17 protein-coding genes are annotated in these 20,125 nt (G+C 60.1%); 3 read left to right on the forward strand and 14 right to left on the reverse strand.

What is annotated here, in order from left to right; all coding sequences use genetic code 11:
* Positions 1–11: 11 nt before the first annotated feature.
* The 12 genes from ABLV04_RS22245 to tssB all read right to left on the reverse strand — a co-directional run bounded on the left by ABLV04_RS22245 (position 12) and on the right by tssB (position 16,011).
* Complete coding sequence (locus tag ABLV04_RS22245) at positions 12–2,453, reverse strand: DUF2235 domain-containing protein (RefSeq protein ID WP_180265676.1); 2,442 nt, start codon at positions 2,451–2,453, stop codon at positions 12–14.
* The gene (gene tli1 / locus ABLV04_RS22250; protein ID WP_101861508.1) at positions 2,441–2,971 is read right to left on the reverse strand and encodes a T6SS immunity phospholipase A1-binding lipoprotein Tli1-KP; all 531 of its coding nucleotides are present in this window, start codon (positions 2,969–2,971) and stop codon (positions 2,441–2,443) included. The genes ABLV04_RS22245 and tli1 (ABLV04_RS22250) overlap by 13 nt, the downstream gene beginning before the upstream one ends.
* 68 nt (positions 2,972–3,039) lie before the next feature.
* On the reverse strand, positions 3,040–3,561 hold the full coding sequence (gene tli1, locus ABLV04_RS22255; protein WP_109547450.1) for a T6SS immunity phospholipase A1-binding lipoprotein Tli1-KP: 522 nt from the start codon (positions 3,559–3,561) through the stop codon (positions 3,040–3,042).
* 63 nt (positions 3,562–3,624) lie between these two features.
* Entirely contained in the window at positions 3,625–4,404 is a 780-nt protein-coding gene (locus ABLV04_RS22260) for a DUF4123 domain-containing protein (RefSeq protein ID WP_109547451.1), read from the reverse strand.
* Positions 4,404–6,773 (reverse strand): type VI secretion system Vgr family protein, encoded by a 2,370-nt coding sequence (vgrG, locus tag ABLV04_RS22265; RefSeq protein WP_180265795.1) that lies wholly within the window; start codon positions 6,771–6,773, stop codon positions 4,404–4,406. Before vgrG ends, ABLV04_RS22260 begins: the two co-directional genes overlap by 1 nt.
* 1 nt (position 6,774) lies before the next feature.
* Positions 6,775–9,429, reverse strand: coding sequence for a type VI secretion system ATPase TssH (gene tssH, locus ABLV04_RS22270; protein WP_147733795.1), 2,655 nt, complete (start codon positions 9,427–9,429; stop codon positions 6,775–6,777).
* Between the two features lie 265 nt (positions 9,430–9,694).
* Positions 9,695–10,186, reverse strand: coding sequence for a type VI secretion system effector Hcp (gene hcp / locus ABLV04_RS22275; RefSeq protein ID WP_023289393.1), 492 nt, complete (start codon positions 10,184–10,186; stop codon positions 9,695–9,697).
* A 4-nt stretch (positions 10,187–10,190) separates the two neighbouring features.
* Complete coding sequence (locus tag ABLV04_RS22280; protein WP_147733794.1) at positions 10,191–11,897, reverse strand: OmpA family protein; 1,707 nt, start codon at positions 11,895–11,897, stop codon at positions 10,191–10,193.
* The gene (tssL, locus tag ABLV04_RS22285; RefSeq protein WP_023289391.1) at positions 11,894–12,583 is read right to left on the reverse strand and encodes a type VI secretion system protein TssL, short form; all 690 of its coding nucleotides are present in this window, start codon (positions 12,581–12,583) and stop codon (positions 11,894–11,896) included. The genes ABLV04_RS22280 and tssL overlap by 4 nt, the downstream gene beginning before the upstream one ends.
* Complete coding sequence (tssK, locus tag ABLV04_RS22290) at positions 12,580–13,923, reverse strand: type VI secretion system baseplate subunit TssK (protein ID WP_072421769.1); 1,344 nt, start codon at positions 13,921–13,923, stop codon at positions 12,580–12,582. Before tssK ends, tssL begins: the two co-directional genes overlap by 4 nt.
* Before the next feature lie 9 nt (positions 13,924–13,932).
* Entirely contained in the window at positions 13,933–15,477 is a 1,545-nt protein-coding gene (tssC, locus tag ABLV04_RS22295) for a type VI secretion system contractile sheath large subunit (protein ID WP_044522514.1), read from the reverse strand.
* 42 nt (positions 15,478–15,519) lie between these two features.
* Positions 15,520–16,011: a type VI secretion system contractile sheath small subunit gene (tssB, locus tag ABLV04_RS22300; protein WP_180265677.1), complete on the reverse strand. Its 492-nt coding sequence runs from the start codon at positions 16,009–16,011 to the stop codon at positions 15,520–15,522.
* Between the two features lie 600 nt (positions 16,012–16,611).
* On the opposite strand from tssB, the gene ABLV04_RS22305 reads away from it, so the two are divergent.
* Positions 16,612–17,178: a DJ-1/PfpI family protein gene (locus ABLV04_RS22305; RefSeq protein WP_023289387.1), complete on the forward strand. Its 567-nt coding sequence runs from the start codon at positions 16,612–16,614 to the stop codon at positions 17,176–17,178.
* A 142-nt stretch (positions 17,179–17,320) separates the two neighbouring features.
* Here the strand turns inward: ABLV04_RS22305 and ABLV04_RS22310 are convergent, their stop codons facing one another.
* Positions 17,321–18,082 carry an SDR family oxidoreductase gene (locus tag ABLV04_RS22310; protein WP_180265678.1) on the reverse strand — a complete coding sequence of 254 codons (762 nt, stop codon included), beginning with the start codon at positions 18,080–18,082 and terminating at the stop codon, positions 17,321–17,323.
* A 108-nt stretch (positions 18,083–18,190) separates the two neighbouring features.
* Between ABLV04_RS22310 and ABLV04_RS22315 the strand changes: the two genes are divergently transcribed.
* Both ABLV04_RS22315 and ABLV04_RS22320 read left to right on the forward strand, forming a co-directional pair.
* A complete protein-coding gene (locus ABLV04_RS22315; RefSeq protein WP_023289385.1) occupies positions 18,191–19,105 on the forward strand; it encodes a LysR family transcriptional regulator in 915 nt (304 codons plus the stop codon).
* Between the two features lie 302 nt (positions 19,106–19,407).
* Entirely contained in the window at positions 19,408–19,596 is a 189-nt protein-coding gene (locus ABLV04_RS22320) for a hypothetical protein (protein ID WP_023289384.1), read from the forward strand.
* 45 nt (positions 19,597–19,641) lie between these two features.
* On the opposite strand, the gene ABLV04_RS22325 is transcribed toward ABLV04_RS22320, so the two are convergent.
* Positions 19,642–20,109: an ATP-binding protein gene (locus ABLV04_RS22325; protein ID WP_085550764.1), complete on the reverse strand. Its 468-nt coding sequence runs from the start codon at positions 20,107–20,109 to the stop codon at positions 19,642–19,644.
* Positions 20,110–20,125 lie beyond the last annotated feature (16 nt).

Below are 20,125 nucleotides of genomic sequence, written 5' to 3' on the forward strand. Positions count from 1 at the left end.
CTTATCCGCGTTCAGACCGTTGTCGTCAGAACGTCCTCAAGCCAGCTGGCCGGCAGAGCGGCTTGCCCCCGCGCCACCTGCTGTTCCGCTTTCCGCGCCTTTTGCTGTGCGACAACGGTCCCCGGCTCGTGGGTAAAGGCCCGCAACTGCTCCCCTCCGGGCAGCTCTGGGAGCGCTTCCCCGGTTATCTTGTCCAGCACCGCCACCTCCAGCGAGCGCACGGCGCCTGTAGCGGCCAGCCCGGCCAGCTTGCCGGTCAGGGACTTTTGCCGGAAACTGAGCACGACGCCCGCAGTCACGGTCGCAAAACCCACCAGGTCTCCGGCGAGCACCAGCGGCGAGAGCGGCTTACTGCAGCGCTCGCCGAAGTAAATCATCCGGTAGCGGAAGTAGCCGGTCCACATCTCGCGCGTGCCGAGCACGGCATACATAAACCAGGCGCGTGAGTCATGCACCTGGTCATCAAACAGCGCCCTCACCAGCCCGGCAGGCTGCTCCGCGTTGCTGGCCTCCCCAGCCGCGAGGAACAGGACGGCCACCCGGGCCTCTCCGTCACGCTTCATGCGCCGGTATTCCTGCGCTTCATCATCGGTATTCAGAATGAAAATCACCGGCTGCAGCACGGTATCCAGCACCAGCTGCGCCAGGTTCTCCGGGATACGGTAACCGTCGTGGTAATCCTTTCCGAACTCCTTCGCCGCGTCGAACAGCTGGGTTTGATCCATCTTTGGGTCAAAATCCTTCACGCCCGGCTGCAGAACCAGCTCATCCATCCTGTCAGGAGGCTGGTTTGCTATCTGGTTCTGGCGAGCCCTGAGCACCGCCGCCTGTTTTTCATCACGAATCTCTTCTGCCGCCTTCCGCGCGGCAGGCAGCGCTTCGGTATTCGTGGCGCGCTGATAGAATGGCGTTTTCAGCATCGAGCCTCTGGCATAGCGGTCGATGCGCCAGGCGGTGATCCAGGCCATCTGCTCAGCAATGACGGTTTCCAGGCTGCCGCCGGCGGCAAGTGGTTCGTAGTGAGAGGCTGCTTCGGGATCGAACGTTTTCGGCGTGGTTTGGCCCAGAGTGAGTTCGCGCCAGGCGTTGAAGCGGTTGACTAGTGGTGTATCAATTACAAATTCTTCCTGCAAATCTGGCGACATGGCTCGCCAAAGCTGCCGGTTTAGATCTCGCGGTAATGTGGTCGGTGGGACTTTAAGTGGCGCACCAAAAGCAAATGCCGAAGCATACAAGTCATGCAAAACTACCTGAGATACCAATAAGCTGTCATCCTCACCATTCGCTTTCCCCTGATCCCCCGGCGGATATCCTCCACCAATATCCGAGTGCATGCCCGGGTAAACCACCTCAGTGGCACAGGGCGGGTATTTGCCGTTTGCCCGGCGCACCGAGTCCAGCGGAAAGCAGAGACGCTGCTCATGCCCGGAGACCAGGTGAACACATTTTTTTATCAGCCCGCCATAGGTTTCATCATCCGGCAGCTCCATCGTGCCGTCTGCCCAGGACATATGCCCGTCGGCAACCGGCACAACATGCGCCACCCCGACGGAGGCCACCGTATCCAGCAGCCCGAGAAACTCCACGCTGACGGGCAGCTGCATCCCGCCTGTCTGCAGGCACTGCGGCGGTTTTTCACCCTCCGCCGCCGGCGGGGGCAGCAGTTCGCTCAGCCAGCGCACAAAGGTGCGCGCCGCTGCCGCGCCGCGGGAAAAACCATAGACATACAGTTTGATGCCTGTCAGTTTCGGCTTGCCCGGCTCAGGCTGAATCAGCATCGGCATCAGTTTCGGGGCAAGACCATTCAGCAAACGAGTGAACTCTTCATAGCGGTTATGGCTGCCACCAAACCCCAGCAGGTTCCAGTTGGTGCTCATTTCTTTCAGTGAACGACGACTCTCTGTGGTGGTCAGCCATTTTTCGGTGGCACTAAACATCAGCACATCGATTATGCGCAGCAGCGCCCAGTTAATCCGGTCCTCCCCCTTAACTGCCCCCACCAGACCCATGGTGGAATAGTCGGGGTCATTCACTTCCGGGAAGGGGGTGCCCACGCCGGGCATATAGAATTTAAAATATTTCCCGTCTCCCTCGCCGTCTCCATCAAACAGCTTGCTCTGATCATCAGACGGCACCCCGCCAGCCGTACCCGTTCCAATAGTCGCCCGAAACAGCCGGGCGATATTGGTCGGATGTTTCGGGTTCGCGATAAAAAAGTCATGATTTAAGTTATTGCCGGTACCGTCGAAAAACAGGCTGATATGAAGCGTCTTGCAGCACGGCGGCTCCACGCGCCGTCCGGCAGCCAGGCACAGTTCCTGATGATAGCGCCGCTCGTCGCTGTTCTGTTGATAGTAGTTCTGACCAACCTCCAGCGCCCGGCCCGGCAGACGTCCCTGCGGTGGAAACGACGGCGGGACCCAGGCGGCATGCGTTTCGGTTATTTCGGACATACGGGGGGCTCCTTCATCCTGACGGGCTCTTTTATCGGGTAGTTCGCATTTCTCGGTGACCAGCAGCTGGTGGTTACCTTCACGTCATCGCAGGGTAAAAAGTGCACCGTAATACCGCACACCTCCTGGCCGTTATAGTCAGGCAGCGGGACGGTTTGGCTGTGCTGCCTCTTTTGGGCATCAATTCCTTTTTTCCAGGCAAGGTATTTTTGCCTATCCTGATACCCCGGAAAGTCCATGGAGTACCCCACCCCAGTTTCCCAGTCAACGCGCACCGTCATACCCGGCGTCCAGCGGGCGGGCACGCTGAAGCAGCAGCCGCCACCGCCCCCCTGAAACGGGCCTATTGAATCGATGCCCGACTGGCCGTTGACGCTGAAGTGATTAACTGCCCACTTTGTGTGGTTGATGGCGTCAATGGTGCCGCCGCCACCGCCTCCGGCCCGGGCGGCAGGCTGTGCGCAGCCGGTTAACAGCAGCAGCCCCGCCAGCAGCGGGCTGATTAATGCAGATTTCATCGGACTCTCCCTGTCGGTTTGAGGGTGATTAAGGAATGGTGATGCCATCCCGGGGAAACGAAGGCGAGCTACTTCGGACAGACGGCCGGCTCCTTCATCCTGACGGGCTCTTTTATCGGGTAGTTCGCATTTCTCGGTGACCAGCAGCTGGTGGTTACCTTCACGTCATCGCAGGGTAAAAAGTGCACCGTAATACCGCACACCTCCTGGCCGTTATAGTCGGGCAGCGGGACGGTTTTACTGTGCTGCCGATTCTGAGAGCTCATTTTTTTCTCCCAGGCTTTATATTTTTCGTAATCAGCAAATCCAGGAAAACCTTCAGTCGATGCCTCCCCACTTTCCCAGTCAATGCGCACCGTCATACCCGGCGTCCAGCGGGCGGGCACGCTGAAGCAGCAGCCGCCACCGCCTCCCTGGAACGGGCCTATAATGTCGATGCCCGACTGGCCGTTGACGCTGAAGTGGTTGATCGCCCACTTTGTATGGTTGATGGCTTTTATTGTTCCGCCTCCGGCCCGGGCGGCAGGCTGTGCGCAGCCGGTTAACAGCAGCAGCCCCGCCAGCAGCGGGCTGATTAATGCAGATTGCATCGGACTCTCCCTGTCGGGTTGAGGGTAATGAAAAGAGGGATGAACTCAGCCAGACCAGGCTTTTCATTCCGAAGGTCTCTCACTGGTTTTTACGTCGGCAAGCCACTTTTTCATTACCCAGTCTTCACGGGCGTCATCCAGAAGAATGCCCTGGCGTGTCGCCTCCACCATGCCCTGATAACAGGCCGAAAACAGCGACTGTCTTGAATCAAATATGCCCGCAGGCGGAGCACAGTGTGACAACAGGACGATGACATCGCTGATACACATCAGATGCTCAAGCTGGCGATCGCTGAGTTCTATTTTTGGCGCCTTTTCATCGCGTTCCGGTGGGAGACCACTGCCTTTGATGCCTTTCGCCTGCCCGTCAAGATCCTGCCACGCCCAGAACAGGGCCGGACGCATCAATGGCTCTTGCTGCTCTTCACTGAGAATGTGCGTAAACAACAGCGGAAATACCCGGGTATCGTAAAAGCGTAAAATTCCGCTGCGCCCTTCCTGCAGAATATCCATGCACTGCGTGAGCCAGTTCGCCAGCGCCGAAAAGGGCCAGTATGTACAGAACAGGAGCAGCGGCGCCTGGCTGGCAAGTTGCTGGCTGATATCCTGTAACCAGCGCATTTGCTCAAGATCATCAAGCGTAAAGCGCGCTACCAGCGGAGCATCATCGACGATAAATGCTTCCGGAAGTCCATGAAAAAGCGACTGCCACTCAACTGACAGCGAATTCAGCGCCGGAATAACGGAAAAATCCACCCCTGCCTGATCGATAATGACGTGCAGATAATCCGTTCCGAAAACCCGAGAGGTTCCGGCGACCTCCTCAATCCATTGTCTGGTCATTATGCCTCCCGCGGCACGAAGCCCTGCGCCAGCGCCTGGGCTTTTTTAAGGCACTCTTTACAAACCGATGCCGGTAGATCAGGTAAGGGAAACGCCTCGCTGACCGGCCCCTGCAAATCGTGCTGCCCCTTAAGGCTAATCACCCCCGGTCCGTGGATCTGTACTTCTCCCTGCGGGGTAAGACGGATATATGCGCCGCCGCACCCCAGGGTGATGCCATTTTTAGCCGTCAACTGCAGATGCCCCTGAGTTGACTGGACGGTGATATCTTTTAGCGCGGTCAGCGACAGAATATCGCCGTGCGACTCTACTTCCAGCGGGCCTTTGGCGGAGACCAGCCGCATTCCCTCCTGTTGCGCCAGCAGTGAAATAGCCTGGCTGGCATTCAGTGAACAGCGCTGTGCCGTGGTGATGTTGACCTCTCCCAGGCTCTGCAGATACAGCCCGTTACCGCTGTGCAGGAGGGTCGTTTCCGGTGTGACGGCGGCAATTCCCTGCGGGGCCGACATCAGCAATGTCGGCTGTTTAAGCTCGCGGCTGCCTGTGGCCAGTGCGCTTAACGGGCCGGGGTCTGGGATAACATTGTGATGGGTTTGCGTAATGCTTCCCCATTCCGTGACCTGATTCACCGCGCCTTTCAACAAACTGACCGCCGGCTCCATATCCAGCGCCTGCCCCTGGGCCTGCGCCTGTCCGTCCGCGCTGATAAAAATACCCTTCTGCGCCCTGATGGCCCCCCAGCTGTCGGTTCTCAGCTCAAAGCCTTCGCCGCGCGGCTGCCTGTCGCTGTTCACCAGGTGCCCCAGATTCAGCTGGCTCTTGCCGCCATACTCCGTCGACACCTTGATATGCTCTTTCCCACGCTCATCGTCGAGGCGGATTTTGTTGTTGGCCGGGGTGCGCAGGACGTTACGTTTGTCATTGCGGATGGTGACGTGATCGCCGTGCGCCGAATCGTGGAGCACGCCCGCGATATACGGCCGGTCCGGGTTACCGTCCTCAAAGCCAATCGCCACCTCCGTCCCCGCCAGCAGCGGCAGGTGCAGGCCGTAAGTGTCTCCGGCATACGGCCGCGACTGGCGGACCCACAGGCTCTCGAACCCGGTTTCCCAGCGCGCCCGGTCAAACAGCATATTCACCCGGTAGCGCCCGTGTTTGTCGATATGCCCGTAGGTGTCGTTTTCCCGGGTACTGGTCACGCGGGCCGGCAGCGTCCCGGCCATCACCGGGCGGGCGCCGGGCTCGGGCCGGTAGCCGACGTCCGGGCTGTCCGGTATGCCGGCAAACTCCACCGCAAAGTCGGCATCGCGCCGGGCGTGGCTGTGCATCGCCGTGATAAGCACACCATCAGCAAACTCTCCGGCCACCTCCTCTCCGCCGGTCACCTTCAGCACCTGACCCGGGCAGAGCGTCGGGCAGCTGGTGGTGGCCTGCATCCGGGTCTGGCCGTTCAGATAACGCTCATGACGAAGCCGGGCGTAAAACGCCCCGGACTCCGGCGCCGGATGGCGGTCATGGACATTTCCCGCGGTCAGGTAGTTATCTCCCCAGTGGTAAGCCTCACCGAAGGTAGTGGTCTCCCCGCGGGTGACATCCACCTGCGCGCTCATGTCCGCCGTCGCCTCGCGGTAGTTGTAGTCGCGGGTACTGACCTGCTGCTCCACGACGCGGTGGCGGCATGCCATCCCCCACACCGCGTCCACCCCGGCCGACTGCTGCCCGGATGGCGGGACCGAAGGCAACGTCAGCCCCTTCTCATAGCCCTGCTGACTGTCGCAGAACTCAGCGACGTCGATGTGCAGCCGCGTGTCGGCGGTAAAGCGAAACCAGATCCCCACCTCACCCAGCAGACGGATGATAAAGCGCAGGTCATCCTCGCCGTACTGCATCACCTGCTCGCGTCGCGGATACGTTTTTGTCAGCGAGAACAGAAAATCCTGACCGCGCAGGCCGTGGCGCTCGCGGAGGATTTTTTCCACAATCTGCGGAACGGACTGGTCCTGATAAATGGCGTTCTGGTGCGAGCGGTTAAGCAGCGCCAGGCGCGGCTGGAGGGTCAGCGCGTAGTGCGTTTCATCCCTGGAGGTGCCGAGCCGTTCGAACCCCGTCACCACGCCCTGGATCACCCGCACGGCTTGCTGAACATTGATGTCGAAGCCCTGAGCTACCGGCGCCTGCAGCGTCAGGGAGGCAGCCTTCATCAGCATCATCTCTTTTCTGATGGCATGGTCTGCGCTGGTGAATTCGATACGATAGCGGAACGGCTGGCTCAGGGCTTCATCGCCCTCAAACGCCAGCACATCAAGCCCGGCTTCACATCCCTTCACCGAAAGCAGATGGTGGTTGTGGCTGAACAACAACGATTTCACGCTACTCATCGGCGATTGCCCTCTCGTCAAACGCCATCACGATGCCTTCTTCTTCGTGATACCCCAGCGTCACATGGTTCGGTTTATGCCCCGCCGCCATATGGCTCAATAGCTGCTGACTCAGCGCCGGCAGGATCTGCTGATTGAGCAGAATGTCGACGTTGCGGGCGCCGGTGTCCGGCAGCAGGCAGGCCTCGGTCAGCGCGTCGAACAGGCTCTCGCTGAGGGTGGCGGTCATCCCGTAATGGCAAGCCAGACGCTGACTCACCTGCCCGAGCTTCATGCCGACAATGCCGCGCAGCGCTGCCGCCGGCAGCGGACGGTAAATCACCGTCTGGAAGCGGGCCAGCAGCGCAGGCTGGAAGTGACCGCGCAGCACCGGGCGCAGCAGCTCGTGCAGGTCTGATTCGCTGGCTTCAGGCTGTTCATCCAGCAGCTGCATTAGCAGGTCACTGCCAAGGTTGGCGGTCATCAGGATCACGGTGTTGCGGAAGTCGATTTCACGCCCCTCGCCGTCGCGCATTACCCCCCGGTCGAAGACCTGGTAGAACAGGTTCATCACATCGCGATGGGCCTTCTCCACCTCATCGAGCAGCACCACGCTGTAGGGGCGTTTGCGCACCGCCTCGGTCAGGATCCCGCCCTGGCCGTAGCCGACGTAGCCCGGCGGAGAACCCTTCAGCTGGCTGACGGTGTGCGGTTCCTGGTACTCGGAGAGATTGATGGTGATCAGCGCTTTCTCGCCGCCGAACAGCGCATCGGCGAGGGCGAGCGCCGTTTCCGTTTTGCCGGTGCCGCTCGGCCCGACCAACAGGAACACCCCCTGCGGACCGTTCTCCGGCGTCAGGCCGGTTTTCGCGGCGCGCAGGCGCCGGGCAATAGCGCTCAGGGCCGCCTCCTGGCCAACCACCCGTTTGCCGAGACTCTGTTCCAGGCTCAGCAGCTCCGTCTGCTCATCCTTCATTAGCGAGGAGAGCGGCACGCCGGTCCAGTCGGCAATCACCGTCGCCACGGTGCGGACGTCGACGTCCAGCCCGAGTAGCGGATTGCCGTGCTGGGCGGCAGTAAGCGCGTTTTGCAGGTCGTTGATTTCCCCCTGGCGGGAGAGATCGCGACGACATGCCCGCAGTGCCTCCGTCAGCTGCAGCTCCTGACCATATTGGGTTTCGAGGGTATCCAGCGCCAGGATAAGGCGGTTCTCCTCCTGCTCAATGAACGCCAGCCGTTCGCCGTGGGCGCTGTTGCCCAGCGCGATATCCTCCAGCAGCGCCTGCTTCTCCATCGCCAGCGCGGTGAGCTGCGCCTTCAGGCGGGTCAGCGGCTCTGGCACGGTATCAAGGCTCATGCGCTGGCGGGCGGAGGCGGTGTCGAGTAAATCCACCGCCTTGTCCGGCAGCTGGCGGCCGGTGAGATAGCGTCGTGACAGCGTCACGGCGGCACGCACCGCGTCATCCGTGATATGCACCCCGTGGTGGTGGGCATACCGGGGCTTCAGGCCGCGCAGCATCAGGCAGGCGGTGTCGTCGTCCGGCTCATCCACCTTGACCATCTGAAAGCGGCGCTCCAGCGCGGCATCGCGCTCGAAGTACTGCTTGTATTCACGCCAGGTGGTGGCGGCGATGGTCCGTAGTTCCCCCCGGGCCAGCGCCGGCTTCAACAGGTTGGCGGCATCCGCCCCGCCGGCCTGATTGCCCGCGCCGATAATCGTGTGCGCCTCGTCGATAAACAGCAGCACCGGCCCAGGCGACTGCTGCACCGCCTCAATGATATTTTTCAGCCGCTGCTCGAACTCGCCTTTGACCCCGGCGCCGGCCTGCAGCAATCCGAGGTCCAGGGTGCGCACCGACACCGGCTTCAGCGCGTCGGGGACGTTGCCTTCAGCAATGCGCAGCGCCAGGCCTTCCACCAGGGCGGTCTTGCCCACGCCCGGTTCACCGACGAGGATCGGGTTGTTTTTACGACGCCGGGAGAGAATATCCACCATCTGGCGGATTTCCGTATCACGTCCGAACACCGGGTCAATCTGCCCGTCTCTGGCTTTGGCAGTGACGTCGAGAGTAAATTTGTCGAGGGCGTTCTGCAGCGCCGGGTTGGGCCCATCCGCGTTCGGTACCCCGTCCGCAGGACGCCCCACAAACTCCACGTCCCCGCCATGACGCTGCGCCAGCGCCGCCTCCTGCTGCGCTTGCGGACGTTCGTCGGACTGGGTATCCAGCAGGGGGCGCAGGCGTTCCAGCTGGCTCTGGCCCAGGGTTAACAGCGGCCACAGGCCATCGCACTGGATCAGATTCTGTTTTGCTACCAGCGCCATCAACAGGTGAACACTGCGGATCTGCGCTTCGCCGCTGAGCGAGGCAATCAGCCAGGCCTCCTGCATTAGCTTCAGGATAGCGCCAGATAGCTGAGGACGATGACGTACCGAGCGCGGCTGTTTATCCAGCCAGCTAAGCAGATCCTGCCATAGCGCATCCATATCCCATTCGTAGCGCCGCGCCAGCACCGTCAGATCGCCTTCCCCCTGTTCCAGCAGCTTGAGCAGCCAGTGCTCGGGCAGGATCTCAGCGTGCGCCCGGGACTGGCACAGCGAGGCCGCCCCCTCCATCGCGCGGGCACAGCAGGGATTAAGACGGCGTAACAGGCTGGCTGGATTTTCCATGAGATCCTCTCTTTATTGGTTCCGGACACGCTACCGCCCGTCGCTGTTCCCCAACAGGAACCCATAGCGCACAGGGTCAGGCAGGCAGATTGTGTTTTTCTTTGCTGAGTACCCGCATCTCAGGCATTCAGCAAAAAACGGCGGACAGAGAAACGCTGTCCGCATCAGGCGATGGCCCTCCTTACTCCCCGGTCGCATAGATAACGATGCGACCGGGGTGAGCGAACGCCGCCAACGCGCCTCCGGCGCGAAGAATGACGGGCAATTACGCGGTAGCGCGTTCGTTCCAGCTATCGGAATGAATGATGTTGCCGTCTTTATAGGTCCAGATGATCTTCTCGTAGCGCAGCTCGATCTGTTCCAGATGGTTGTGCTTCTCGTAGGCAGGGTCTTTGATGTCGTGCATCAGGGGATTCACTTTCACCACCTTGACGTTCTCAAGCGTGGTGTTGAAATACTCCACTTCCTGGCCAGCATCGTTGATCCGGTACCACTTGAACTCGGCGGATTTCAGGGTCTGACCGGTGGTCACCGCCTTGTACAGGTAGGGGCTGGAGGAGTCGATCTCCTTGGTGAACAGGAAAGGCGTATGGATCCGCGTGCCGGTCAGTTTGCCGGTGTTGTTATCGGTCGGGATGTACAGGTTATGCTCCTGGGCCACCACTTCGATACTGCCTTCACGATCCTGAACGTCGACAGACCCTTTAATGTCCGCGCCGCCGTCGTCTTTCAGCCAAAGATAAACAGGAATTGCCATGGAATTACTCTCCATTGTGTAGTGAAGCGCCATCATCCTGGGATGACGCAGAGGGTTTGTCCGGTAACCGGCAGGCGTCGACCTGCGGCACCAGACTGATTTCGACACGTCGGTTCAGCGCCCGGCCTTCCGGCGTGTCGTTTGTTGCAATTGGGCGGCTTTCGCCATAGCCCTGAACGGCAAAGCAGCTATCCGGCACGTCGCCGGTATCGCGCATCCAGTCGCGGACCGATTCCGCGCGTTTCAGCGACAATAGCTGGTTGGCTTTTTCATCACCGACGCTGTCGGTGTGGCCCGCCACCACGATCAGCCACCCGGGCCTGGCCTTAATGTCCACCAGCGAGTGGACCAGCCGCTTTGTCGAACCGGGTTTCAGTACCCATTTCCCGGTATCGAACAGCGACATGCTGTCAAGGCGGATGACGTGCGGCGCGACGCGCTGCACCGGCCTGGGGGGCGGTGGTGGCGGCACGTAGCGGCGAATAGCCTCCAGCAACGGCAGGCGAATCCGCTCCCCGCGATATAAGCCAAGACTCAGGCGCAGCGGGACGCCGTTACGCGCCCAGCTATCCAGCAGCGCGGCATCTTCACGCAGCACCCTGACGGCGCTGGCTTTTGCCCCATAATCATCCATCGCGATCCGCTCATAACGGGCAATATCAGCGCCCACGCGCTGCAGCAGTTGTCGATTGTTCCAGCCACTGCTGAGCAGCGCGGCGACAGCCGCAAGAGTGAAAACAGCGAGCGCCGCGCGCCAGGCCCTGCCCCATGGCGTAAGCCCCCGTCCCGCCGGTAACTGCGACAGGATGAAATCCGGCAAGGATGACGCATCCGGGGTGTCGGTCTCGCCTGGCTGCCAGCCAGCTACCCGCGTCAGGCCGGTATGCCGGGATAACCACCTCGTCCATGCCGACGACGCCAGGCTCCCGGCATGGGTGGGTCCGATCCCCCAAAGTACGGCCGCTGGGGTCAAGGGTGGCAGGTCGGCATTCTCCTCCGTTAACACGGCAAGGACGTGCCGTTCGAACCAGCCCATCAGGCTGTTCATTAACACCTGCTGCTGCAGCGCCGCCGCGCCGCCGACGCTCAACCAGGTCGACACAGAACAGGGGGCGCAGGATGGCTGCCAGACTTTCACCGCCTCACCCGGGAACGCCGCCTGCCAGAGCAGACTGGGGCTCATCGCGCTGCCCACCTGCCCCTGCAGCGCCAGCGGTACGGCATACCTCGTCTGCTGCCGCAGCTGGCTGATTTGCCAGCGCAGGGCCAGCAGGGCGCTGGTCAGCGCGTCGCTTTGCGCGTGCCGCTGCGGGCAGACGCAGAGCAGCACCGACAGCTGAGGCCCCCACTCCGGTCGCTGGCTTAATATCTGGCGCGCAACCTGCGGCAGCTCCTCCGTCTTTTCCACCCGGATCCAGCAGCCCTGTTTGACGACCCGCACCGGGGACGGCTGCGGCCAGACACACGGCAAATCGCCGCAAACGAGGACTACCGGCTGGCGATAAGCGATCGCCGGAAGTTCGTGCAGGGTTGACGAGACGTGACGTTCGGCACCACGACGGGCAATACGCCAGATCACGATAATCAGGGCCAGCGTGACCAGCAGAATGAGCCACGCCCCCCAGCGGGGAACCGGCAAAAATAGCAGGCACACCAGCGCGCTCAGCAAGCCTGCCCACAGCGCCAGCCCGCGCTGCTGGGCGGGGCTCATTTCACCTCCCCCGGCAGCAGGGTCAGCAGCAGATGATCGAGCCAGTGGTTCAATCCCCACCACAGGGCCACGACCACCGCCACGCTCAGCCCTGCACGTACCGGCCAGGAGGCCAGCCAGCCGCTTATCCCCAGTCCGGCGCGGCTCTCTATCAGCACCGGAGCGCCCTGCGGACAACGGAAAGGCGGGACATGTTCACTGAGCGCGTTGACCAGCTTCAGGCGCTCCGGGTCGTGGAGGGAGCGAAAGCTGCCAACAAAACCCAGCAGCATCACCCGCTGAAAACAGGTGACCACAGCCAGATCGGGCGTCGGATCATGCAGAACCTCGCGCATCCGCTCGCACAGAGTGTCGCCGGCATCCATGGTGCCGAGAAAATGCCCCTGCAGCGGAATGTCATACCACTGCAGGCAGGCATCATCCTCCACGCCGCGCCCTTTCACGACTTCATCGAGCAGCGCGCACTGGGCGGTGAGAATATGCTGACAGCTGACGTCATCAAGCCCGCTCGCCTTCAGCTCAGTTTGCACGCGCTCGACATCAGCAATACACCGCTGCCATAGCGTGTACCCCTCCTCATCGCGGAACTGCGGGCCATGGCGCAGGCTGATAACCTGCAGCCAGGTGTTTTGCAGCAGCGCATCGATATCAATGGACGCGGCGTTGCCGCGTTGACGTTCATTCACGTTCGTAGCACCGCAAAAAGTTCAAGTTCAGGCTCGCCGAGCATCCCCGGGACGTAGAACATACAGGTACCGCTCTGCAGCATTTCCGTCGCCAGAGGATGGGACACATCGAGGCTGAAATACTGGTTTTCCAGACGCAGCGGGATCGCCGCCGGCACATGACGCAGTGGCGTCAGGGGCACCCCTGTCCGCGAGGAGTTGACGATGGCTTTGACATGATCCGGACTGCCCACTTTGCACTGCCGCGGAAACTGTTCCTGCAGCTGGGCGACCGGTACCGACGAACGAACCGACAGATAGTAATCCGCCCCTTCCCGCAGCCGGGCATCGTGCAGACGCGCCTGCCAGAAGTGCAGCCGGGCATCATGCTCCAGGGCAATCGCTACCACCCGCGACGGCAAGCTCGCCTCCAGCAGGTCGCTGAGTAAATCAAACAGCGGCGGAAAAACCGCGTTCAGCTGGTCATGTTGATAGATCGGGACGGCATTCGCCTGATGGGTCAGCGAAAAGGTCAGCAGGCTGCCAGCCAGGCGCGCCAGCTCCGGATAGAGGCGTTCCGGCGGGCTTTGCCGGTAACGCAGAAAATAACCCAGCACCGGCTCAGCGCTGTTCAGCGCGTTCAGCAACCAGAACAGAGAGACATCGGCCACGGCAAAATCAGCCATCCGTTCATTGCTCTCGCGACGCATGGCCATCAGGCGCGTCAGACGAGCCCGGAGCTGAGTAAGCAGCAGTTCAAGCTGCGTCGCCAGCCAGCGGCTGCCCTGAATCTGCAGCAGCGGCGGGAGAAACGTCTCGTCGATGAGCCAGGCCCCCTGCGAATCCCGCAGCAGGCGTACCACCGGACAGGTCAGGTAATCGCTGTTATCCTGATGGGCGAAGCGGAGGGATAGCTCCGGCTGCATGACGGCAATCTGCCGGGTATCATCCCCGAACTGGTTGCGGACATCGCGCCAGCGCTGCCGGAAGCGCACCGGCCTGTCGGCCACATCATCAGGCTTCAGGCAGTTGCCGCCATTGGCCTTCATCAGAGGCAGCGCCAGCATCACCACTCCCGTGCGGGATTCGCCCTCCAGCGACAAAGCCGGCGGCAGCGCATCGGCATTGTCCGTATCAATCATCGTGCCATCCTGGAACCGGACCTGCAGCCTGTGAGCCTGCAGGCGGCCCAGTTTGAGCATCTCTGGTTCGAAGGTCGCCTCAACCACTCCCCAGGGGTGGTTGAGGCCCATCCGGGCAATCGCTTCCGCAGCCCAGGCGGCAAACGCAGCCTGCTGTTGAAAATGCTGGGGCGACACCATAATGCCCCGGCCCCATAACGGACGTTCGGTTTTCATCATCGTCCGACCCTACGCCTTCGCCTTCGGCATCTGGCTGACCAGCGACAGATTGACGTCCAGCCCCTCGACCTGGAAGTGCGGCACGGCGTACAGCTTCACGCGGAAGAAGCCCGGGTTGTCCTCGATATCTTCCACCACCACGCTGGCATCGCGCAGCGGATGGGAGGCCTGCAGCTCGTCGCCCGGATCGGTCATTTCGGTGACCAGGCTCCGCACCCAGGTGTTCAGCTCCAGCTCCAGCAGACGCCGGTCCTTGGTGGTGCCGATATTCTCGCGCTGGATCATCTTCAGGTAGTGCGCGATGCGCGACAGCAGGAAGATATAAGGCAGACGCGCGTTGATGCGGCTGTTGGCGGTAGCGTCGGCGGTATCGTACAGCGCCGGTTTTTGCGCGGAGTTGGCCGAGAAGAAGCAGGCGTAATCGCGATTTTTGTAGTACGACAGTGGAATGAAGCCCAGGCTGGCGAACTCAAACTCCCGCGTTTCCGGGATCATCACCTCGGAAGGGATCTTCACCTGATTGCCGGTGCCCAGATCGTACAGATGGATGGGCAGATCTTTCACCGCGCCGCCGGCCTGCGGGCCGCGGATCTGCACGCACCAGCCGTTATTGACAAAGCTCTTCACCATATTGGAGGCGAAAGAGAACGCCGCGCTGGTCCAGAGATACTTTTCGTGGTCCGGCCCCTTCACCTGCTCGACATAGTTAAAGCTGCGCACCGGCACGGTGTCCGGACCATACGGCAGACGACCCAGCACGCGCGGCATCACCAGGCCGATGTAGCGGGCGTCGTCGGTTTCCCGAAACGCTTTCCAGCGAATATATTCCGCACGTTCGAAGTAGTTACCGATATCTTTGATGGCGGCGACCTCTTCCATGGTCTCTTTCAGGAAGAAAGCCGGGCCGACGGCGCCGATAAACGGCATGTGGGCGGCAGCGGAAACCCGGGAGATATTGCGCAACAGCGCCACGTCCTGCGCGCTGGCGTCGAACTCATAGGCCGAGATCAGCGAGCCGATCGGCTCGCCGCCGGGGGTGTCGTACTCCGCGGTGTAGGTGTGCCAGTAAAGGCCGCTCTGAATCAGCTCCGGCGCATCCTCAAAGTCCTGACGCAGATCGTCCTTTGAGACGTCGAGGATCTCCGTTTTCACGTTCTGGCGGTAGTCGGTGTTGTCCACCAGCTGTTTGAGGCCGCGCCAAAGGGATTCGACCTGCTGAAACTCCGGATGGTGCATCACTGCGTCCAGCTGGCGGCTTATCTGGAAATCCAGTTCAGCGATATGGTGGTCAATCAGCGTTTTATCGAGCTTTTCCACCCGCTGGCCGGACTGGCGGATGCGCTCCATAAACACCTGCATCGCCGCGGTCAGACGCTCCGCCGCCGGCGCCTCGGAGAGCGCGGCATCGTCCAGAAAGTCGTTGATGTCCCCGAGGCGAGCGGCCGGGGCGAGATTGATTTTTTCAAACAGCGACGCGTAAACGCCCTCGCTCGCCGTGTTTTCCTGCAGCGCGGTTTGCCCCTGAACAGGGCTGTTTTCTGTGGTAACAGACATTAGCATTTTCCCGGTTATTCCATTAACAGACTTGCCCCGCCATTATTTCGGAGCAAGCGCACTCATTTCGTCGCGTAATTCCTGTGACAGCGCCGGATCTTTCAGAATTGCCTCGAGCTCTTTTCTGAAAGTGGCGTTATCAAGCAGATTGGATTTGAGATCGCGTAATAAATTACGCATCGCCAGCATGGCGCGGAGTTGTGGAATTTGCCGGGCAATCTGCTCCGGTTCAAAATCGTTGATATCGGTAAAACGCAGCCTGACGTTCTCCTCTTCGCCATTGCCAGCCAGCGTATTCGGCACCGAGAGATTCACCTCCGGGCTAAATTCCGAAAGTACGCTGTTAAAGTTATTTTTATTGACGTTAATTTTTTCTCTTTCCGATAATGGCCGGTTGTCTTTACCGTGACTAAAATCACCAATGGTAAGTAGCTTTAATGACAGCTCAACCTTTTTTTGCACGCCGCCGGTGTGGAGAGATAATTTGAGATTAATGCGAGCCTTAGGCACTTCATTCTGGAACGTATCAGCCATAGCAGTTCCTTTCCTCAGGGAATAATTATTGAAGAGTTGACGGTAAAAGCCTGAGGATAATAAAACAGAAATAGATTATCGATCAACTTAACAAGAAGATTTATTGAATATACTCACAAGGTGAATGATTTTATTTTTTCTTAGCACCAGGATAAATATTTAATAAATAAATACAAAACCTAAAACAATAATCAAAATAAATTATGCACCAAAGAAAAATATAAGAATAAACATAGCGATAACAGCACCTGGAATTAAATCATCCCCTCGCAACGCAATTTATCGTCACCCGCGCGGCAAAACATTCAAGAGCAACCTTTTTCTCAGCAACTGGTTTGCGCTAACCGGTCAGCGAGCGTGACGAGGAATGACCGCGGACCCAGCGATATGTTCCTCCGCAGACAGTCGTCAGTGGCTGAAGAGCTTATTTTTCTGGGCGACTGACCACAGCGCGATGGCGAAAAAAGTTGTCGTTACCAAAAAAATATGAACCCGGTTACAAGATGCGCACGCCACCGTCATCGGCATCCTGAGGAGGTCGCATTCTGCGGATCGCCAGGCTATATCTATGACACCTTTCTCCCACAACGAGTAAAAATAATGAGCAAGAAGATCCTGATGCTGGTCGGCGATTACGCCGAAGATTACGAAACGATGGTCCCTTTTCAGGCACTGCAGATGATTGGCCACCAGGTCGATGCCGTCTGCCCGGATAAAGCCGCCGGCGACTATGTGATGACGGCGATCCATGATTTTGACGGAGCCCAGACCTACAGCGAAAAGCCGGGGCACCGCTTCACCCTGAACGCCGATTTTGCCGCGGTGAAGGCCGAGGATTACGACGCGCTACTGATCCCCGGCGGACGCGCGCCAGAGTATCTGCGTCTGAACGAACAGGTCATTAAACTGGTCCAGGCGTTCGACGCCGCACGTAAACCTATCGCCGCCGTCTGCCACGGGCCACAGCTGCTGGCCGCCGCCGGGATTCTGCAGGGGCGGACCTGCAGCGCCTATCCGGCCTGCGCCCCGGAGGTGCGCCTGAGCGGCGGGCATTATGCCGATATCGGTATCGATCAGGCGCATGTTGACGGCAATCTGGTCACCGCCCCCGCCTGGCCGGCACACCCGCAGTGGCTGGCGAAATTCGCCGCCCTGCTGGCGGAGTAACGCATTTTCTCTGACTAAGTGAACGACTATCGCCGCGCTGACGCTCTCTTTGTTACCGGCCCGGCGGTTTTCGAACGGCCGTTTCCGCTGCCGCCAAACCTGATTCAGCTCAGCGAAACGCTGGCCGGATTGTCTCCTCGCCTCAGATGCGCATTCCCCCGGAAACTTCAATGCGCTGGGCATTAACCCAGCGATGAGCATCGGATAACAGCGAGGCGATCATCGGCCCGATATCCTCTGGCACCCCCGGTCGGCCAAGCGCCGTCATGTTCGCCACCGCCTGAGCGACCTGCGGGTTATCCCGCACCACCCCGCCGCTGAAATCCGTGGCGATGGCGCCCGGCGCCACGCAGTTCACCGTGATCCCGCGGCCGCCCAGCTCAAACGCCATATAACGGGTCAGGGTTTCCACCGCAGACTTCATGACTGCATAGGGCGCCCGATTCGCCATCACGATACGGGTCAGTCCGGACGAGATATTCACAATTCGCCCGCCATCGGCCAGCAGCGGCAATAATTTTTGGCTGAGGAAAAAAACACCCTTCACATGGATGCGATAAAGCGCATCGAGCTCCGCTTCGGTAGCGTTCAGAAACCCCATGCCGCTGGCATTGCCGGCATTATTGACCAGGTAATGAAACCGATCGGCCCCCAGCTCCGCCAGGGCCGCCTGAAAGGTGCTGACAAACCCGTCAAAGGTGTCGGTTTCGCCGGCGCTGAAGGGCAGCGCGATCGCCCGCGAGCCCTGGGCTTCAACCCACGCGACCACATCGTTCGCCTCGGCGAAATGCGCGTTGTAGGTCAATACCACGTTCACGCCGCGCTGAGCCAGCGCTTCAACAGTCGCGCGGCCCAGGCCACGGCTGCCGCCTGTCACCAGGGCGATTTTTGCGCTATTGTTCATGTTTTCCCCTTTTATCTCTGCTGAAAACATGAGCGATTATAGGCCTCTGAATGCCGACGATAAGACCGCATGGTGCGACAGGATTGTTTTGCCAGCTGGAACAATGTCATGGATAAACTGGATACCCTGACCCTGTTCGTGCGTATCGTCGAACGGGGTTCGTTCAGCGCTGCCGCCGCGGATCTGGGTTTTTCCCGGCCGGTGGCGACCGCAGCCATTAAGGCGCTGGAGGCCAGCCTTGGGGCGCGCCTGCTGCAGCGCACCACCCGGCACGTGCAGCCGACGGCGGAGGGGTCGCTGTATTATCAGCGCTGCGTCTCCATCCTGGCGGCCCTGGAGGAGGCCAACCGCAGCGCCGGAGGGAGCATCTCCGGCACCCTCCGGGTGGACGTGGCGGGCAATCTGGCGCGAACCCTGCTGCTGCCCGCGCTACCGCAGTTTCTCGCCCGCTATCCGGCCATTACCTTGCAGATTGGCGAAAGCGAGCGCGACGTCGATCTGGTCCGCGAAGGGGTAGATTGCGTCATTCGCGGCGGCCATCTTCCCGATAGCGAGATGATTTGCCGGCCGCTCGCCATGCTGCAGGAGATCACCTGCGCCAGCCCGGCCTACCTCGCCCGGTACGGTACCCCGCATACGATTGACGGGCTGGCGGGACACGTGACGATCGGTTTTGTTTCATCGCGCACGCACCGTACCTTGCCGCTCAGTTTTACCCTGGATGGCCGCCAGACCGAGGTCAGTTTGCCCTGTCGGCTGCTGACTTCCGATGCCGACGTCGGCGCCGAAGCGGCCAGGCTGGGCTTTGGCCTGTATCAGGCACCCTTGTCCCGCCTTGAGGCCGATCTGGCATCCGGTGGGTTAACGGAGGTGCTGGCTGATTTTCGCCCTGCGCCGCTGCCGCTCTCCCTGCTCTATCCCAGCAGCCGGCAGCTCTCTGCCCGGGTACAGGTATTTATCGACTGGGTGACGGCGCTGATGAAGGCGCCCCTGGCGCAGCAGGCATCCGGAAGGCTAAAATAACGTTTGCTATTATTTGCGGCTCGTGCGTTAATCATTAAGTCGATTTACCAGACGAAAAATTATTATCGAAGCACGTGTTCTCATCTCCAGGCGTTATCCCTGATACCACCTTCCTTTGAGCAGTCCCGTTAGTATTTTGCTTTTTCTGTAAACAGGCCCTGTCAGACCCCTGTTGGCTCGTTAAAAAAGCCCTCCGTCTGACCCAATACCCGGCTTACCACTAACAAAAATCAGCCGCGTTAATTTCCCTGAAAACGACCATTGTCTTTTCAACAGAACATTACCCATACAAGGTTTACATTATGATTGAACATATCCATTTTAGATGCCCATGCTGCCATGGCTCCCAGTACAGAACGTCCCAGTTTGACGTGACGGAAAAAAATCCCTTTGGTGCGAAATGCATTTTCTGCAAATCGGCCATGATGACCTTAGATACTATTCGCCCTTATCACCTGGGCGCGCTGTCCACCGCTCAGGCACAGCCATAAGACGATGAAGCTGGTGAACGCGGGCGGGAAAATCCCCCCGGTGATTCACCTGGGGGCAACATCTGGTCCTTCACCTGACGCACCGTCGGTGGAATGGCGAAGGCCGGCATCCGGCAACGCTTTTATCAGGGTCGTCACATTCTCCCCGGCGCGGCTTTCCACATTAAAATAGTCCACCGCGCGCAGAATGAGCCGCAAACCTCGGCCGCTTTCCGCTAACGGATCGACATCGAAGCGCTCATCGCTACGCGCCAGCGTCAGGCGCTCGGCCGGAAAGCCCTCTCCTGCATCAATAAAGCGCAGCGTCACCCGGTCCTCCGCCGCGATAAATTCGACACGAAAAACGCGTTGCCGATCCTCATGCAGCGCATAGCGAATGATATTGGCGGCCGTCTCACAGGCGGCAAGATCGAGCGCGAAGCGCCACTCCTCCCCGACGGGCAGCGGCGCCAATTGTTGAGTCAGCCACGCCGCCAGCGGTGAAAGCGAGCTGAGTTGGGCAGGAAACAGCATGACGTTATTCACGGGC

Source organism: Klebsiella sp. JN_Kp127 (genome assembly GCF_040062505.1).
In the GTDB taxonomy this organism is placed as follows: Bacteria; Pseudomonadota; Gammaproteobacteria; order Enterobacterales; family Enterobacteriaceae; genus Klebsiella; species Klebsiella quasipneumoniae.

Coding starts and splice junctions, on each gene's coding strand:
- ABLV04_RS22245 (WP_180265676.1), bottom strand. CDS start 2,453: ATGTCCGAAATAACCGAAACGCATGCCGCCTGGGTCCCGCCGTCGTTT.
- tli1 (WP_101861508.1), bottom strand. CDS start 2,971: ATGAAATCTGCATTAATCAGCCCGCTGCTGGCGGGGCTGCTGCTGTTA.
- tli1 (WP_109547450.1), bottom strand. CDS start 3,561: ATGCAATCTGCATTAATCAGCCCGCTGCTGGCGGGGCTGCTGCTGTTA.
- ABLV04_RS22260 (WP_109547451.1), bottom strand. CDS start 4,404: ATGACCAGACAATGGATTGAGGAGGTCGCCGGAACCTCTCGGGTTTTC.
- tssH (WP_147733795.1), bottom strand. CDS start 9,429: ATGGAAAATCCAGCCAGCCTGTTACGCCGTCTTAATCCCTGCTGTGCC.
- hcp (WP_023289393.1), bottom strand. CDS start 10,186: ATGGCAATTCCTGTTTATCTTTGGCTGAAAGACGACGGCGGCGCGGAC.
- ABLV04_RS22280 (WP_147733794.1), bottom strand. CDS start 11,897: ATGAGCCCCGCCCAGCAGCGCGGGCTGGCGCTGTGGGCAGGCTTGCTG.
- tssK (WP_072421769.1), bottom strand. CDS start 13,923: ATGATGAAAACCGAACGTCCGTTATGGGGCCGGGGCATTATGGTGTCG.
- tssC (WP_044522514.1), bottom strand. CDS start 15,477: ATGTCTGTTACCACAGAAAACAGCCCTGTTCAGGGGCAAACCGCGCTG.
- tssB (WP_180265677.1), bottom strand. CDS start 16,011: ATGGCTGATACGTTCCAGAATGAAGTGCCTAAGGCTCGCATTAATCTC.
- ABLV04_RS22305 (WP_023289387.1), top strand. CDS start 16,612: ATGAGCAAGAAGATCCTGATGCTGGTCGGCGATTACGCCGAAGATTAC.
- ABLV04_RS22310 (WP_180265678.1), bottom strand. CDS start 18,082: ATGAACAATAGCGCAAAAATCGCCCTGGTGACAGGCGGCAGCCGTGGC.
- ABLV04_RS22315 (WP_023289385.1), top strand. CDS start 18,191: ATGGATAAACTGGATACCCTGACCCTGTTCGTGCGTATCGTCGAACGG.
- ABLV04_RS22320 (WP_023289384.1), top strand. CDS start 19,408: ATGATTGAACATATCCATTTTAGATGCCCATGCTGCCATGGCTCCCAG.
- ABLV04_RS22325 (WP_085550764.1), bottom strand. CDS start 20,109: ATGCTGTTTCCTGCCCAACTCAGCTCGCTTTCACCGCTGGCGGCGTGG.